At 62.9% G+C, this 15,665-nt stretch carries 14 protein-coding genes; 11 read left to right on the top strand and 3 right to left on the bottom strand.

The genetic code is table 11. The annotated features are described in order from the left end of the window. Positions 1-185: 185 nt before the first annotated feature. The 9 genes from doeA (at position 186) to MHM84_RS10400 (ending at position 10,399) form a co-directional block, all read left to right on the top strand. A complete protein-coding gene (doeA, locus tag MHM84_RS10440) occupies positions 186-1,385 on the top strand; it encodes an ectoine hydrolase DoeA (RefSeq protein ID WP_239265761.1) in 1,200 nt (399 codons plus the stop codon). A 32-nt stretch (positions 1,386-1,417) separates the two neighbouring features. After that, complete coding sequence (gene doeB, locus MHM84_RS10435) at positions 1,418-2,431, top strand: N(2)-acetyl-L-2,4-diaminobutanoate deacetylase DoeB (protein ID WP_239265759.1); 1,014 nt, start codon at positions 1,418-1,420, stop codon at positions 2,429-2,431. Positions 2,432-2,442: 11 nt separating this feature from the next. Further along, positions 2,443-2,913, top strand: a complete 471-nt coding sequence (locus tag MHM84_RS10430; protein WP_239265756.1) for an Lrp/AsnC family transcriptional regulator — start codon at positions 2,443-2,445, stop codon at positions 2,911-2,913. Between the two features lie 73 nt (positions 2,914-2,986). After that, positions 2,987-3,817 (top strand): formate dehydrogenase accessory sulfurtransferase FdhD, encoded by an 831-nt coding sequence (locus MHM84_RS10425; protein WP_239265754.1) that lies wholly within the window; start codon positions 2,987-2,989, stop codon positions 3,815-3,817. 154 nt (positions 3,818-3,971) lie between these two features. Continuing rightward, positions 3,972-5,441 (top strand): NAD-dependent succinate-semialdehyde dehydrogenase, encoded by a 1,470-nt coding sequence (locus MHM84_RS10420; protein WP_239265752.1) that lies wholly within the window; start codon positions 3,972-3,974, stop codon positions 5,439-5,441. A gap of 76 nt (positions 5,442-5,517) precedes the next feature. After that, positions 5,518-6,921, top strand: a complete 1,404-nt coding sequence (locus MHM84_RS10415; protein WP_239265750.1) for an aminotransferase — start codon at positions 5,518-5,520, stop codon at positions 6,919-6,921. A gap of 81 nt (positions 6,922-7,002) precedes the next feature. Beyond that, positions 7,003-8,001, top strand: coding sequence for a hydroxyectoine utilization dehydratase EutB (eutB, locus tag MHM84_RS10410; RefSeq protein ID WP_239265748.1), 999 nt, complete (start codon positions 7,003-7,005; stop codon positions 7,999-8,001). Between the two features lie 42 nt (positions 8,002-8,043). Continuing rightward, positions 8,044-8,988, top strand: a complete 945-nt coding sequence (locus tag MHM84_RS10405; RefSeq protein ID WP_239265746.1) for a cyclodeaminase — start codon at positions 8,044-8,046, stop codon at positions 8,986-8,988. Between the two features lie 88 nt (positions 8,989-9,076). After that, positions 9,077-10,399 (top strand): membrane dipeptidase, encoded by a 1,323-nt coding sequence (locus tag MHM84_RS10400; RefSeq protein ID WP_239265744.1) that lies wholly within the window; start codon positions 9,077-9,079, stop codon positions 10,397-10,399. Positions 10,400-10,541: 142 nt separating this feature from the next. Here the strand turns inward: MHM84_RS10400 and MHM84_RS10395 are convergent, their stop codons facing one another. Further along, positions 10,542-11,693 (bottom strand): DUF418 domain-containing protein, encoded by a 1,152-nt coding sequence (locus MHM84_RS10395; protein ID WP_239265742.1) that lies wholly within the window; start codon positions 11,691-11,693, stop codon positions 10,542-10,544. Positions 11,694-11,781: 88 nt separating this feature from the next. Continuing rightward, complete coding sequence (gene argC, locus MHM84_RS10390; protein ID WP_239265740.1) at positions 11,782-12,723, bottom strand: N-acetyl-gamma-glutamyl-phosphate reductase; 942 nt, start codon at positions 12,721-12,723, stop codon at positions 11,782-11,784. A gap of 166 nt (positions 12,724-12,889) precedes the next feature. Between argC and MHM84_RS10385 the strand changes: the two genes are divergently transcribed. Both MHM84_RS10385 and MHM84_RS10380 read left to right on the top strand, forming a co-directional pair. Then, entirely contained in the window at positions 12,890-13,561 is a 672-nt protein-coding gene (locus MHM84_RS10385) for a haloacid dehalogenase type II (RefSeq protein WP_239265736.1), read from the top strand. Positions 13,562-13,651: 90 nt separating this feature from the next. Continuing rightward, entirely contained in the window at positions 13,652-14,161 is a 510-nt protein-coding gene (locus MHM84_RS10380) for a DUF1440 domain-containing protein (protein WP_239265733.1), read from the top strand. Between the two features lie 12 nt (positions 14,162-14,173). Here MHM84_RS10380 and MHM84_RS10375 read toward each other — a convergent pair whose 3' ends face one another. Continuing rightward, a complete protein-coding gene (locus MHM84_RS10375) occupies positions 14,174-15,646 on the bottom strand; it encodes an ABC transporter permease (RefSeq protein ID WP_239265731.1) in 1,473 nt (490 codons plus the stop codon). Positions 15,647-15,665 lie beyond the last annotated feature (19 nt).

Below are 15,665 nucleotides of genomic sequence, written 5' to 3'. Positions count from 1 at the left end.
GCTGGCTCTGCGTTGGTGCTAGTATCATGATCAGGACATTGGCAGGCAATTGTCATGGTTTCAATCGTTAATCATCATGACAATGTTGGTGTTCACTTACCTACGGGTATCCCATGAAGCGGTCCGGCCTCTCCCGCAGGCGTGTGGGCGGTCGGTTTTTGCGATTTCGTTTTGGGGCGAGGCCGATGATCAAGGTTTCCCTGCCGTTTACGCGTGAAGAATATGCCCAGCGTCTGATGAAAGTGCGCACGGCAATGGCCAGTCGCGGTATCGATGTGCTGGTTATCAGCGACCCGTCCAACATGGCGTGGATTACCGGCTATGACGGCTGGTCGTTTTATGTGCATCAGTGTGTGCTGCTGGGGTTGGAGGGGGAACCAGTGTGGTATGGCCGGCGACAGGACAGCAATGGTGCCTTGCGCACCTGCTGGATCGATCCGGACAACATCACCTATTACCCGGACTACTACGTCCAGAATCCCGACATGCACCCCATGGAGTATCTGGCCCAGTCGATCATGCCGGATCGCGGTTGGCATACCGGTGTGGTGGGGCTGGAAATGGACAACTACTACTTTTCCGCCAAGGCTTACCAAAGCTTGGTCAAAGAGTTGCCTCACGCCCGTTTCCAGGATGCCAATGCCCTGGTCAACTGGTGCCGCGCGATCAAGTCGCCCCAGGAGATCGCTTACATGCGCGTCGCCGCGCGTATCGTCGAGAGCATGCATTCGCGCATTCTCGACATGATCGAGCCCGGTCTGCCCAAGAGCCGGCTGGTATCCGAGATCTACCGCGTGGGGATCGAGGGGTGGACCGATACATCCGGCGTTACGCAAGGCGGCGATTATCCCGCCATCGTGCCGTTGCTACCGACCGGCTCCGACGCTGCCGCCCCACACCTGACCTGGGACGACACGCCGTTTCGGGAAGGCGAGGGAACGTTTTTCGAGATTGCCGGCTGCTTCAAGCGCTACCATGCGCCGCTGTCGCGCACCGTGTTCCTCGGCAAGCCGCCCAAGGCGTTCGTGCGCGGCGAATCGGCTCTGCTCGAGGGGATCGAGAACGGTCTGGCCGTGGCCAAGCCCGGCAATCGCTGTGCGGACATCGCCATGGCGCTCGGCGCGGCGATGGACAAGTACGGCTTCGACCGCGGAGGGGCGCGTTGCGGTTACCCCATCGGTATCAGTTATCCGCCCGATTGGGGCGAACGTACCATGAGTCTGCGTCCGTCCGACGAGACGATTCTCGAACCGGGCATGACCTTTCATTTCATGCCGGGGATGTGGATGGACGACTGGGGCCTCGAAATCACCGAAAGCATCCTGATCACCGACACCGGGGTCGAGACACTGACCAATTTTCCGCGTCAGCTATTCGTCAAATGAGTCGGCTGTGCGCCGAACGATAGGAGCCGCATATGAGCAAGCGACCCAGCCCGATTTCCGCCACCGTCGATTTCGATGCCGATGGCGTACAGCATGGCTTCCTCAAACTGCCGATTTCCAACGATGAGTCCGCCTGGGGCGCGGTGATGATTCCGGTCACCGTGGTCAAGAACGGTGACGGTCCCAGCGCGCTACTCACCGGGGGCAATCACGGCGACGAGTACGAAGGAATCACTGCGCTGCTGAAGCTGGCCAATACTCTCAGGGCCGAGGACGTGCATGGTCGCGTGATCATCGTGCCGATGATGAACATGCCGGCAGCCCAGGTGGGGCGGCGCACCTCGCCGATGGATGGCGGTAATCTCAACCGCAGCTTTCCGGGCGACCCCAACGGGACCGTCACCGAACAGATCGCCGACTACTTTACGCGCTACATGGTGCCGTTGGTCGATGTGGTACTCGACCTGCATTCGGGAGGAAGGACGCTGGACATCATTCCGTTCGCGGCCTCGCACCTGCTCGACGACAAGGATCAGCAGCGCCAGGCGCTGGAAGGTGCCAAGGCGTTCGGCGCCCCCACGGCGATGATGATGTTCGAACTCGATGCCGCCCGGCTGTTCGATACCGCCGTGGAAAGCCAAGGCAAGATCTTCGTGGCCACCGAGCTGGGCGGCGGCGGCACCACCACGCCCGAGCGCATGGAAATCGCCGAGCGTGGCGTGCGCAACTTTCTGATTCACTATGGCTTGATCGATGGCGAACTGGAGGGGCCCGGCCAGCCGCAGGTGTATGTCGATATGCCCGATGCCTCCTGCTACGTACAGAGCGAACACACTGGCTTGCTAGAGCTGAGCGTGGCATTGGGCGAAATGGTCGACAAGGGCGACGTGATTGCACGAATCTATGACATGACCCGCACCGGGGCGATGCCCGTGGAATACCATGCCCAGCGTAGCGGGGTGCTGGTGGCGCGGCGTTTCCCGTCGCTGGTCAATATGGGCGATACCATTGCGGTGATCGCTGAAGTCGTCGATTCGCTCGATTAAGGCGACGGCCCATGAAGCTCGATCGCTACGATTTCAGGATACTGGAGATTCTGGCCAGGGATGGCCGGATCACCAAGTCGCGTCTGGCCGAGGCAATCAACCTTTCGGTCAGCCCGTGCTGGGAGCGGTTGCGGCGCCTGGAAAAGGCCGGTGTCATCGAAGGCTACTCGGCGCGCATCAATCCCCGGGCGGTGCTCAAGCGGACGCCCGTGTGGATGCAGATCGAGCTCAAGCAGCACAATGCCGAAAGCTTCTCGCGATTCGAGCAATTCGTGCGCGATACGCCCGAGGTCACCGAGTGCGTGGCGGTGGGAGGAGGCGTCGATTACCTGGTCAAGGTCGAGGCCGAGTCCATAGACGCCTACCAGCGCCTGATCGACGAGTGGCTGGTGTCCGATCTGGGCATCGAGCGCTACTTCACCTACATTGTCACCAAGACCGTGAAACGGCAGGACCCACCGCTCGTCTTCGACGAAGAGTGAGTCTGCGACGAGGTGGCGGCACCGCCTGTCGAAGCTTAAGCTGTAGTCACGATCGTTTTTCGCGAGCCATTGCATGTCCGATTCCCCGGGGCCTAACGTGACCGCCTACCAAGGTGCGCCTCAGCCTGGCGCACCAGATGACTCCTTGCCTCTCGCTGGTTACGAAGACCAGCGTCATCGCCCGCTGCGAGAGTTCGACGGTCCCAGTGAGTTGCCGATCTCCTTGTCTCTCAATGACGTTGCCATGGCCACCCTGCTGGCCACGCCGGATTCGCTGGAGGCGCTGGCCATCGGGCATGCCTATACGGCGGGCTGGATCGAGCGCATCGATCAGGTGGAATCCATCGAGCGCTTTCGTCTGCGTCATGGCTTGGCGGTACGCATGAACGTACCCGGGCGACTGGCGGCTAGAGCCGCCGAGAAAGCGCCGCGTGAAGCGTCGGTATCCAGCTGTGGCGCCTGTGGCGCCGCGGAAGAGGCGCAGATAATGGCCGGGCTGGTGCGGCTGGGGGTTACCCCGGCATTGTCCGCCGAGGCTCTGCAGCGAGGGCTGGCGACCCTCGATTGCCACTCGCGGCGCGGCCAGCACTGCGCCCTGGGGCTGGATGCAAACGGCGAGGTCACGACGGTTGGGATGGATATCGGCCGCCACAACGCCCTCGATCGCGTCATCGGCGAAAGCCTGCGCAGCGGGCATTGGCCGCAAGCCGTGTTGATCTCCAGTCGCTGTAGTCTGGAGCTTGTCCAGAAGACCGTGCGTGCGGGTATCGGTACGCTGGCGACCCTGTCGCTACCCTCGGCCATGGCAGTGGAAGTCGCCCGCGCCTGCGACCTCAACCTGATCTGCTGCCATCGTGGCAAACGCCTCGAACTGCTGAGTGGTGCCTTGCCGGGGCGGGCCTGACCAGCCTACAGAAAAAAACCTGCCCGAAACGCAAAACTCCGAAAAAAACCGCGTTCACGCTGCACCGGGACGAAAACACCCAATCGCATTGAACGCGTACCCTGAACGTCAAGACAGGCCGTTACCGGCGTCTTTTCGTTTCAGGAGGTGCAGCATGAAGCTCAACGATCCGCGTCTATTTCGTCAATATGCCTACATCGACGGCAAATGGACTCATGGCGATGGTGGCCGCGAAGAGGCGGTGATCGATCCGGCAACCGAAGAAACGCTGGGACATATCCCGCTGCTCGAGCCGAACCAGATTCGCGATGCCGTGGCAGCCGCCGACCGGGCATTCGTGCACTGGCGTTCGCTGCGGGTCGACGAGCGTTGCGAGCGGCTGTTGGCTTGGTACGATCTGCTGCAGGCCAATCGCGAAGACCTGGCGACCATCATGACCCTGGAGCAGGGCAAGCCGCTGCCGGACGCTAGGGGTGAGGTCGAGTACGGCGCCAGCTTCGTGCGCTGGTTCGCCGAGGAGGGCAAGCGCACCTTCGGCCAGACCATTCCCAGCCATATTCCCAATGCCGCACTGGGCACCATCAAGGAGCCGGTCGGGGTCGCCGCGTTGATCACGCCGTGGAACTTTCCGCTGGCGATGATCACCCGCAAGGCCGCCGCGGCGATGGCTGCCGGCTGTCCGGTCGTCGTCAAGCCGGCCAGTGAGACGCCGTTCTCCGCACTGGCGCTGGCCGAGTTGGCCGAACGGGCCGGGATTCCTGCCGGCGTCTTCAATGTGGTGCTGGGCGATGCCGCTCAGGTTTCCGATGTGCTGTGCCACGAGGAGCGCGTCAAGGCATTGTCGTTCACCGGTTCCACGCCGGTGGGGCGTCTGTTGCTCGAACAATCCGCCAGCACCGTCAAGCGCGTGTCGCTGGAACTCGGTGGCAATGCGCCGTTCATCGTCGGCCCGGACGTCAATCCCAAGGAAGCCGCTTACGCTGCCGTGGCCGCCAAGTTCCAGACCGCAGGACAGGATTGCCTGGCGGCCAACCGCATCCTGGTGCACGACGACGTCCACGATGAATTCGTCGAGTACTTTGCCGAGCGCATGAAGGCGCTCAAGGTCGGCAATGGCCTGGTCAGCGAGATCGATATCGGCCCGCTGATCCATCGTCGCGCCGTGGACAAGGCGGCGAGCATCGTCGACGATGCCCTGTCGCGCGGGGCCACCCTGGTGCACGGCGATCAGTCGATGGCGCCAGGCGCCAACTTCTTCATGCCCACGCTGATTACCGACGTGACTCGCGAGATGAAGATCTGGCGTGAAGAAAATTTTGCCCCGGTCGCCGGGATTACCCGGTACTCGACCGATGAAGAGGCCATCGAGATGGCCAACGATACCGAGTACGGACTGGCCGCTTACGTCTTCACGCACGACATCCGGCGTATCTGGACGATGCTGCGCGCCTTGCAGAACGGCATGGTGTCGATCAATACCGTGAAGATGACCGGTCCGCCCATTCCGTTCGGTGGCGTGAAGCAGTCCGGGCTGGGTCGTGAAGGCGGCACGGCGGGGATCGAGGAGTTTCTCGATACGAAGTATTACTGCTTGGGTGGGCTTGGCTCCGTCTCTGGTAGTTGATCGCTTGGAGCTAGCTGCGCTCGCAGAGCTCCTGTGCATGTTGAATACAAATATCATCAAAATATAGGAGGCTGCCGTGAGCGCCCATCAGGATCTGATCGATCGCGACCGCAAGGTCACGTTTCATGCATCTACTCACCTGCGCGACTTCGCCCATGGCGATGCGCCGGGCCGGGTGATCAGCGGCGGCCAGGGCATTCGTATCGTCGACAAGGAAGGCCGCGAGTTCATCGACGGCTTTGCCGGGCTGTACTGCGTGAATATCGGCTATGGGCGCACCGAGATGGCCGAGGCGATCTACAAGCAGGCGCTCGAGCTGTCCTACTACCATACCTATGTCGGCACCACCAACGAGCCGCTGGTCGAACTGTCCGAGAAGATCATCGGGCTCGCCGGCATGGGCATGTCCAAGGTCTACTACGGCATGTCGGGTTCCGATGCCAACGAGACCCAGCTCAAGATCGTGCGTTACTACAATAACGTGCTCGGCCGGCCGCAGAAAAAGAAGGTCATTTCGCGCAATCGCGGCTATCACGGCTCCGGCATCGCCTCAGGCTCGCTGACCGGTCTGGCGGCGTTCCACGATCATTTCGATCTGCCGATCGAGACCATCCGCCACACCGAGGCGCCGTACTATTATCGGCGCAGCGATGCCCAGGCCAACATGAGCGAGCGCGAGTTCGCCCAGGACTGCGCGCGCAAGCTCGAGGCGATGATTCTCGCCGAAGGGCCGGAGACCGTGGCCGCCTTCATCGGCGAACCGGTACTCGGCACTGGCGGCATCGTACCGCCGCCGGAAGGCTACTGGGAGGCGATCCAGCAGGTGCTGGACAAGTACGATGTATTGCTCATCGCCGACGAAGTGGTTTGCGGCTTCGGACGCATCGGCACCGATTTCGGCTCGCACTTCTACGGCATGAAGCCGGACCTGATTACCGTGGCCAAGGGGCTGACCAGCGCCTACCAACCGCTGTCCGGCGTGATCGTCGGCGACAGGGTATGGAACGTGTTGGAGCAGGGTACCGGAGAATATGGCCCGATCGGTCACGGCTGGACCTATTCCGGCCATCCGCTGGGGGCCGCCGCCGCACTGGCCAATCTGGCGATCATCGAGCGCGAGGGCCTGACCCGGAACGCCGCCGAGACCGGGGCCTACCTGCAACAGCGGATGCAGGCCACCTTCGCCGAGCATCCGCTGGTCGGCGACGTGCGCGGTGTCGGCCTGCTGGCCTCGCTGGAGTTCTCGGCCGACAAGGCAAGACGCGAGCATTTCGATCCGTCGCTCAAGGTCGGTCCGCGCATCAGCGCCGCGGCGCTGGACGAGAATCTGATCGCCCGGGCCATGCCGCATGGCGACATCCTCGGCTTTGCGCCGCCGCTGGTGATCAGCCGCGACGAGGTGGACGACGTCGTGGCGCGGGCCAAGCGGGCGGTGGACAGGGTGACCGACGAGCTTACTAGATCGGGTGACCTGACATAATCCAGGAAAGAGGTGCCTGAACCGTCGCCGTGAAAGCTGCCTTTCGCGGCGATGCTACGTCTGAAGGAAAGAGGTGTTTCCATGACCCAAGCCACCCACGGCGTGACGCTGGCATCGATCTATGAGGCGCGTGCACGCATCCAGGGGCAGGTAGCGCGTACGCCGCTGGTGCGCTCGTTGGCGCTGTCGGAGCGCTTCGGCGCCGAGGTCCATCTCAAGCTCGAGAACCAGCAACCCAGCGGGGCATTCAAGCTGCGAGGTGCGACCAATATGATCGCCGCGCTGATGGAGAAGCATGGCGCCGAGTCGCTGCAGCGCGGCGTGACGACGGCATCCACCGGCAACCATGGTCGTGCGGTGGCTTTCGCGGCGGCGCGTCTGGGTGTACCGGCGGTGGTCTGCCTGTCCGAGCTGGTGCCGTCCAACAAGGTGCACGCCATCGAGGCACTGGGCGCCGAGGTACGTCGGGTGGGGCGCAGTCAGGACGAGGCCTTCAAGGAGGTGGCGCGACTGGTCGACGAGCAGGGCATGACCCTGATCCCGCCGTTCGATCATCCGCTGATCGCCAGCGGACAGGGCACCATCGGCATTGAACTGATCGAGGACCAGCCGGCCCTCGACCGGATCATCGTCGGACTATCGGGTGGCGGGCTGCTCGGCGGCATCGGGGCCGCTATCAAGGCCATCCGACCGGAGGTGCAGATCACCGGCGTGAGCCTGTCGCAGGGCGCCGCGATGTGGGAGAGCCTCCAGGCCGGCCATCCGGTGGATGTCGAGGAGGTCGAGAGCCTCGGCGATTCGCTGGGTGGCGGTATCGGACTCGACAATGCCTGCACGTTTGCGCTGGTGCGCGAGGTCATGGACGATCACGTCCAGGTCTCGGAATCCGCCATTGCACGGGCCATGATCGAGCTGCTGGAGCACGAGAAGATGCTGGTCGAAGGCGCGGCGGCCGTCGGCCTGGCGGCCCTCGATGAGCACGGCCTCGACATTCGCGGCCAGAAGGTGGCATTGATTCTCTCGGGCAATGGGATCGACCTGGCCACGTTTGACAGGGCGCGCTCGATCGCAGGACGGTAAAGCGTGACCGCACACCAACGACACCCGAACATGGAGAGTGCCATGCAGTTATACCAGCGCGATGCCATCGAGGCGGCGGTCAAGCTCGACCGCGACGCCCTTATCACGGTTGAAGCCGGCTTCGCGGCGTTGGGGCGCGGCGAGGTCGTGCAGCCGCCCATCCTGTCGATGGCCATCGAGGAATCCAACGGCGAGGTCGACGTCAAGACGGCGCACATCCGCGGTTTCGAGCGCTTCGCCATCAAGGTCAGTCCCGGCTTTTTCGACAACCCCAAGCTCGGACTGCCGAGTCTCAACGGTCTGATGATGGTGTTCTCGGCCAAGACTGGCCTGGTCGATGCCGTGCTGTTCGACGAAGGTTATCTGACTGCGGTGCGCACCGCCCTGGCTGGCGCCATCGCCGCCAAGCATCTGTCCCGCAACGACAGCCGTCGTGTGGCCGTGCTGGGGGCCGGTGAGCAGGCCGAGTTGCAGGTGCGTGCGCTGCAACTGGTCCGTGATGTCGACACCCTCGATGTATGGGCGCGCAGGCATGAACAGGCCGAAGCCTATGCGCAGCGCCTTCAGAGCCAAGGATTCACGGTCAACGTGCACGACAGCGTCAAGGCGGCCTGTGCCGAGGCGGATATCGTGATCACCACCACGCCGGCCCGCAAGCCGATTCTGACGGCTCAGGATCTGCCCGAGGGGGTACACGTGACGGCGATGGGCTCGGACAGCCCCGACAAGCGCGAACTCGACGAGTCGGTGATGACCCGCGCCGATGCCTTCGTCTGCGACACCCGGGCCCAGAGCGAGCACAACGGCGAACTCAAGGCCTACGCAGGCAAGGCACCGCCTTTCAAGGTATACGAACTGGGCCGTGTGATTGCCGACGAGCAGCGTCTTCGCGTCTCGCCATCCAGCATCACCGTCTGCGACCTGACCGGGACCGGGGTGCAGGACACGGCCATCGCCAATTATGCGCTGAGTCGCCTGACCCCGTAGACTGGCTACGTGCTGCAGGCGGTGGCATTCGGTATTCGCTGGATGGAAGTGTCGGTAAACCATGAAAAATATGGCTCAAGGATGAGACATGCTTAGAGGGGTATTGGTCAGTTTTGGCATCATTTTGGCGTTCCTGCTGGTATTGCTGGGCGCCGTGCGTCTCTTCGGTGCGGACACTTACGATCGCTTGATGAACCGGATTGCGGTCGACCCCGACGCGCCAGTCCCTACGGCCGATGACAAGGCGCTTCATGAGTCGCTGTTCATTGCCGACTTGCATGCCGATACCTTGAAGTGGGATCGCGACCTTCTGGAGCGTAGCCAGCAGGGGCATGTCGATCTGCCTCGCTTGGTAGAGGGCAATGTCGCGCTGCAGTCATTCACCATCGTTACCCAGAGCCCGTTGCCATATGGCAGCAGTGCGCGCTACCGGAATGACCAAAAGTGCGTTAGCGGGGGCAGCGTCGATATGGCTGCACTGCTGGCAGCATCGCAGGGCCGGCCGGCCTTCAGCACCCGCGAGCGGGCCATCTATCAGATCGAGCGTCTCAAGCATGCCATCGAGCGCTCCAAACAGCGCGAAGGGCCTGAGCTGCGTCTGATCCGCGATGTCGATGACCTGCGTCAATTGATGGCCGACCGCCGCGCCGGAAGGCAGGTCGTGGGCGCCGTACTGGGCATCGAAGGGGGGCACTGGGTCGGCAATGCCCCCAACGACCTGCAGGCGGTCGACGAGGACATGCAGGAGCTGTTCGATCTCGGGGTGCGTCAATTCGCTCCCAACCACCGCTTCGACAATGCACTCTCGGGCTCGGGAGAGGGCTGTGAGCGCTACGGACTGACGCCGATGGGAGAACGTGCGCTGAAGACCGCAGAGCGTCTGGGCATCGCCGTGGACGTGGCGCATATTTCCCAGCAGGGCATGGACGATGCCGCACGGATTCTCGACGAGCCGTTCATGGTCTCGCATACCGGAGTCAAGGGCAGTTGCGAGAGCCCCTGTCGGCCGGCACGCAATCTCAGCGATCGGCAGGTCGAGTCCGTCCTCGCGCATCGCGGCATCATCGGCATCGGCTACTGGCCCTACGCTGTGGGCCCCAGCGTGTGGAACATCGCCGATGCCATGCAGCACGTCATGCAGATCGCCGATAGGATGGGGCTGGAGCCGGGCCGTCATGTCGCCTTCGGCTCGGACTACGACGGCTCGGTCACGCCGTTCTTCGATGTCAGCGATCTCGCTATCTTGACCGCGGTGATGCGCCAACGCGAGCAACCCTTCGATGAACGCACCATCCGCAACATCGCCGGCCTCAATGTGTGCCGCTTCTTCGCACGCGTGCTGCCGGGCGGCAGTGAACAGGCTGCAGAGGAGACTTGTTCGCCGGCACCGCTGTCGAACTCTACTATCTAGTTAAGGGAGTATCGCCGCCCTCAAGAAAGGCGGCGAGCGAGGTTCAGGCAAGGCAAAAAACGGCGAAGGCGTTGAGTTTACTTGAAGTAAATGAAGCGCTTGAGCCGGTTTTTAACACAGCATGAACGAGCGCAGCCCCTTTTTACTGACGGCGCAAAGGAGAGAGGCGCAGATAAGTCAAACACCTCCAAACCCACTCCGTCGGCCCCATCCTGAACGGTATCAGCCACAGCCGGCTCAACACGAGCGCCACGGCATAGATCGACATTGCCAGCAGCAGGATCTCGGCGGAGCCGAGATTGCCGATCCAGCCCAGTCCCCAGCCATAAAGCAGCACTTGGCCGACAAGGCCGTAAACGAGATAGTTGGTCAAGGCCAGCCGACCCGATGACGCCAGCCAGGCGCGGATGTTCCGTGCACCGGGGCGGTCGAGCAGCAACGCACCCAGCGACATGTAGCCGACCGCCAACACTGGCGCGCCGATGCGCATGACGGTAGTGACAGGGTCGTTGCTGGGCATGACTACCCACAACAGTGTCAGTAGTAGGCCCACCGGCAGACAGATCGACGCCACGCTACGCAGCAGTGTCCGGTTCTCGTCGACGCGATGCGGGATCTGTGCGCGTCCGGTCCACAGGCCCAGCAGCAACATGCCGTAAACGTTGGTGTGATCCCACAGTTCGATCAGGTTGCCCGAAGTCCCTAGGCCGAAGTACAAGCTCAGCCCTTGGATGATATCCGGCCAGTAAGCGGGATCGCTGAAGGTCCGTAGGGCGTCGAGTTCCGACGGTGTCTGTGTCGCGTCACCGCGTACGGCACCGATCAAGGCCAGTGCCACTGGCGCGCCGAACAGTAACAACGCTGAGATGGTCAACAGCAGCCATTGCGGCAGACGGACCATCAGCACCAGTGTGGTACCGAATACGGCGTAGACCAGCAGAATGTCGCCCCAGTACAGAAAGGCAATGTTGATCAGGCCGAAGCCGGCCAGGACCAGCAGGCGGCGAAAGTACATCGCCATGAAACCCGGCTGGTCGGACTTGCGTTCGAGCAGCAGGTAGAAGCTCAGGCCGAAGAGAAACGAGAACGACGACAGGAACTTCTCGTCGAAGACCACGTGCAACAAAAAGTCGACGGCCTCATCGACCGGGCCCTGCAGTGCAGCCAGCGCTTCCGCAGTCAGAAAATTCAGCCCCGACATGTCGCGCAGGTTCATGACCAACACACCGAACAGGGCCAAGGCCCTGATGGCGTCCACGATCTGAAGACGTCCTTTATCCCTGGAATCGGGCATGGGCAATCCTTGCCTTGTTGTTTACCGAACGTGCCTTCCTTGGCACACCCTCACCTTCAAGGTAACGAAGGCCCACGCCTAGGACAACTTACAGGCCGGTGGCCTCGTCCACGCCGAGGTGAATGTTCATGGATTGCACGGCCGCACCGGCCGCGCCCTTGCCGAGATTGTCCAGTCGGGCGACCAGCGCCAGGTGCTCCGCACCGCCGAACACGAAGAGGTCGACCCGATTGGTGTCGTTGGCGCCCTGTACGTCGAAGAAACCATTGTCCAGATTGGCTATATCGTCCAGCGGCATGACCCGAACAAAACGTTCGCCCTGGTAGTGATTGAGGTAGGCGTCGCGGATCGCCTCGGCATTGGCACCCGGGGCCAGGTGGGATACATGCAGCGGTACCGTTACGGCCAATCCCTTGAGAAACGGCCCGACGACGGGATTGAACACCGGGGCCGACGACAGCCCGCCGTGCAAGCGCATTTCCGGCAGATGCTTGTGACCCAGCGGGAGTGCATAGGGCCTCGGCGCTGCCAGGCGGTTGCCGCTATCGCTCTCGTACTCGGCGATCAGCGCCTTGCCGCCACCGCTGTAGCCGGTCAGAGAGAAGGCCGAGAGCGGGTAGTCCACAGGCAACAGGCCAGCGTCCACCAAGGGGCGGGTCAACAGCACGAAAGCGCTGGCATGGCAGCCCGGATTGGCGATGCGCTTGCTGGTCTGGATGCGCTCGCGCTGACCGGGGGCCAGTTCCGGCAGGCCATAGACCCAGTCGTCTGCCGTACGAAACGCCGTGCTGGCATCGATCACGCAAGTATCGGGATTTTCCAGCAGTTCTACGGCCTCGCGGGATGCGTCATCGGGCAGGCAGAGAAAAGCCACGTCGGCGGCATTGAGTAGCCGGGCGCGTTCACGGGCATCCTTGCGCTTGTCGCTGTCGATACGCAGCAGTTCGATATCGTCGCGATGGTTTAGGTAGTCGAACAGGCGTAGTCCGGTCGTACCTTCCTGACCGTCTACATAGATCTTGAATGACATCGGTGTGCCTCGCTATTACAGCCGAGTGCGTAAATACGCAGAATGAACGATGCGAACATTGTGCGGGCATTTGCCGCTATTGTCATATGTAACGTTCTGCACCTGGCCGACTATGGTTAGAACGAAACATGCGCGTTTTAGAATCGACCCGATAGGAGCCGCTGCCGTGAAAAAAGTGTTGGCCTTCGACGTCTACGGAACATTGATCGATACGCATGGCGTCGTCGCGGAGCTCAGCGAGTGCATTGGCGACCAGGCGATGGCCTTTTCCCAACGTTGGCGAGACCGGCAACTCGAGTATGCCTTTCGCCGTGGGCTGATGGGGGCTTACGCCGACTTCGCTCAGTGCACCCGCGAAGCGCTGGAGTACGTCGATCGGGCCATGGGAATGCGACTCCCGGAACAGGCCAAGGACCGCCTGATGGCCACCTACACGTCGCTGCCGGCCTTTCCCGATGCCGCCGATGCCCTGGCACGCATTGCCGACAGCCGTCAGGTGCGCTGCGTGGCGTTCTCCAATGGCAGCCGCCAGGCCGTGTCCAAGCTGCTGGAGGGCGCCGGCATTCTGCAGCATTTCGACGACATCGTCAGTGTCGAGGAAGTGCGGCGTTTCAAACCGGATCCGGCGGTCTACGCTCACCTGAGAAGCCGCGTGGAAGCGGCAGCCAACGATACCTGGCTGGTGTCCAGCAATCCTTTCGACGTGATCGGCGCCAAGCACGCGGGCTTACATGCCGCCTGGGTGCGGCGTAGTGCAGAGGCCCCCTTCGATCCGTGGGGGGACGAGCCGGACCTGACGGTGAGCGATCTTGACGAGTTGCTGGAGCGGTTATCCTGAATCCAGGCATCCGTGCTCCATGCCCGCTACTTTTCTACCAGGCCATGGAGTGACTATGGTTAGCGCAGAGCCGCCATCAAGGAGGAAGGCATGAACCGTTATCTCGCCGGCGCGATCGGAGGACTACTCGCCACCATCCCCATGACGCTGGTCATGGAGCGCTTGCATCGGCGTCTGCCCAGCGAGTCGCGTTATCCGCTTCCGCCGCGTGAAGTGACCGAGAACATGGCTGGCAAATTGGGACATGACCCGCATCCGGACGAGGACCGGCTCATCGGCTCGAGTCTGCTGGCACACTTTGCCTACGGCGCAGCGACCGGTGCGCTCTATCCCCTGGTGTTTCGAGGGCCGGTCAGGCACCCCGCGGTGTACGGTAGCGGCTACGGCGTGGCGATCTGGGCCGCCAGCTATCTGGGTTGGGTGCCGGCATTCAACGTACTGGAGCCGGCCACCCGTCAACCCTGGAATCGCCGTCGGCTGATGCTCTGCGCCCATGCCGTCTGGGGCGCGGGGACGCTGCTGGTCGCCGAACGGCTGGCGCACCCGGACGATGCCCCCTGGCGAGGAGAGGCGCCGCCTGGCGGCTGGCACAGACCGTGAGCGAGTGCTCCCTCACGGCTCGCAGTTGACCATGTGCCGGAGCCGCAAGCGGCGACGCAGGGTGCGGGCCAGGCTGTCGACGCCGATGTTGAGCAGGGCGGTGATCACGATCAGCACCAGGGCGCGGTCGAAGCGCAGCTCCTGAATGGCGCTGTCCACGTAGAAGCCCAGCGTGGCGATGCCCAGGATGCCGAGGATCGCCGTCTCGCGCATGATGATTTCCCAGCGATAGAACAGGAAGGCGAGAAACGGCCCGTAGAGTCTCGGCACCATCTCGTAGGCATAGCGGTCGAGCCCGTGAGCGGCGTCGGGGCGCAGCGTCATCTCATTGCTGCGTCGCCCGATCAAGTGGCCGATGATCCCGCCATTGTGCAATGCCAGCGCGACGATGGCCGGCAGCATCGAGGGGCCCCACAGTTGCAGCAGTACGTAGGCCAGCAGGTATTCCGGCGTCGAGCGGGCCACGACCAGGGCGATGTGGCCGAGTACTCTGCCGGAGCGCGAGGTGAAATGCCGCGAGATCAGTGGAAAGGCCAGCAGCGCGATGATGCCGGTCCCGACCAGGGCAATCTGGGTCAGCACCACGGTGGTCCATAGGCCGGGCAGGGCCTCGTTGAGCAATAGATCGCTGAACCACTGCCAGAGCGCCGCCCAGCCTTCGCCGTGGCGTAGCGGGGCCGGCACGATGTCCTCGGTGAAGAAGCGCGTCACGTTGCCCCACATGATCGGCAGACCGGTGCCGAGCAGCAACGGCGATACGGCGACGTACAGCGGCACCAGCCAAGGGCGTACCCACAGGCGCAACGTGGCGATCAGCACGAAGAACACCAGCAGCAGGGCGCCGACCTCGGAGTAGTAGCCTTGGGCGAACGACGACTGCAGTGCAAAGCCCAGCGTCGGCATGCCGACGAAACCGAGCACCGCACTGGAGCGCAGACCGCATTCCAGCCGATAGGCGGTGTAACTGACCAGATGCGGCCAGGCATCCGGCACCCGGGCGAACAGGAAACCGGAAATCAGCCCCGTGCCTGCCGGTAGCACCTGCATGGGCAGCGGGTCGGCCTCGTCGAGGATCTCCGAATAGACCTTGGCGAACACGCCGGCGTAGGGCAGAGCGATCGCCAGCACGCCGGTCAGCGGGTGAAGGCCGAAGAACTGCAGGAAGATCAGCGCCCAGAAGAGTTCGTGAATGGCACGCACGAAGGCGCAGAAGGTACGCACCACTCGAAGGTGAAAGATCAGTGCCAGCAGGAACCCGGCCGATGCGCCCAGCGCGACCCCGACGAAGGCGAAGGCCACCGTGCGCATCAGCGCCGTGCCGATCGCTGCGGGGTTGCTGAAGTCCGGCGTGACCATACCGGTGAGCAGCCGCCCCAGCTCGCGCCACGGTGCCACGGTAGTGATCTGGATGTCGGCGATGGCCAGGCACAGCAGCGCCACGGCCACGAAGCCGACGCTGGTGCGCAGCGTGGCGGATCGGCGCATGACGGGCTGGCGGGTAGGT

Origin of the sequence: Halomonas sp. McH1-25 (assembly GCF_022348165.1) — a bacterium.
Taxonomy (GTDB): Bacteria; Pseudomonadota; Gammaproteobacteria; order Pseudomonadales; family Halomonadaceae; genus Modicisalibacter.
The sequence above is the reverse complement of the archived record's forward strand: the minus strand, read 5'-3'. Positions and strand labels throughout refer to the sequence as shown.

What these genes read in the sequence shown, in the direction of transcription:
- doeA (WP_239265761.1), top strand. Translation starts at nt 186, where the DNA reads ATGATCAAGGTTTCCCTGCCGTTTACGCGTGAAGAATATGCCCAGCGT.
- doeB (WP_239265759.1), top strand. Translation starts at nt 1,418, where the DNA reads ATGAGCAAGCGACCCAGCCCGATTTCCGCCACCGTCGATTTCGATGCC.
- MHM84_RS10430 (WP_239265756.1), top strand. Translation starts at nt 2,443, where the DNA reads ATGAAGCTCGATCGCTACGATTTCAGGATACTGGAGATTCTGGCCAGG.
- MHM84_RS10425 (WP_239265754.1), top strand. Translation starts at nt 2,987, where the DNA reads ATGTCCGATTCCCCGGGGCCTAACGTGACCGCCTACCAAGGTGCGCCT.
- MHM84_RS10420 (WP_239265752.1), top strand. Translation starts at nt 3,972, where the DNA reads ATGAAGCTCAACGATCCGCGTCTATTTCGTCAATATGCCTACATCGAC.
- eutB (WP_239265748.1), top strand. Translation starts at nt 7,003, where the DNA reads ATGACCCAAGCCACCCACGGCGTGACGCTGGCATCGATCTATGAGGCG.
- MHM84_RS10405 (WP_239265746.1), top strand. Translation starts at nt 8,044, where the DNA reads ATGCAGTTATACCAGCGCGATGCCATCGAGGCGGCGGTCAAGCTCGAC.
- MHM84_RS10400 (WP_239265744.1), top strand. Translation starts at nt 9,077, where the DNA reads ATGCTTAGAGGGGTATTGGTCAGTTTTGGCATCATTTTGGCGTTCCTG.
- MHM84_RS10395 (WP_239265742.1), bottom strand. Translation starts at nt 11,693, where the DNA reads ATGCCCGATTCCAGGGATAAAGGACGTCTTCAGATCGTGGACGCCATC.
- argC (WP_239265740.1), bottom strand. Translation starts at nt 12,723, where the DNA reads ATGTCATTCAAGATCTATGTAGACGGTCAGGAAGGTACGACCGGACTA.
- MHM84_RS10380 (WP_239265733.1), top strand. Translation starts at nt 13,652, where the DNA reads ATGAACCGTTATCTCGCCGGCGCGATCGGAGGACTACTCGCCACCATC.
- MHM84_RS10375 (WP_239265731.1), bottom strand. Translation starts at nt 15,646, where the DNA reads ATGCGCCGATCCGCCACGCTGCGCACCAGCGTCGGCTTCGTGGCCGTG.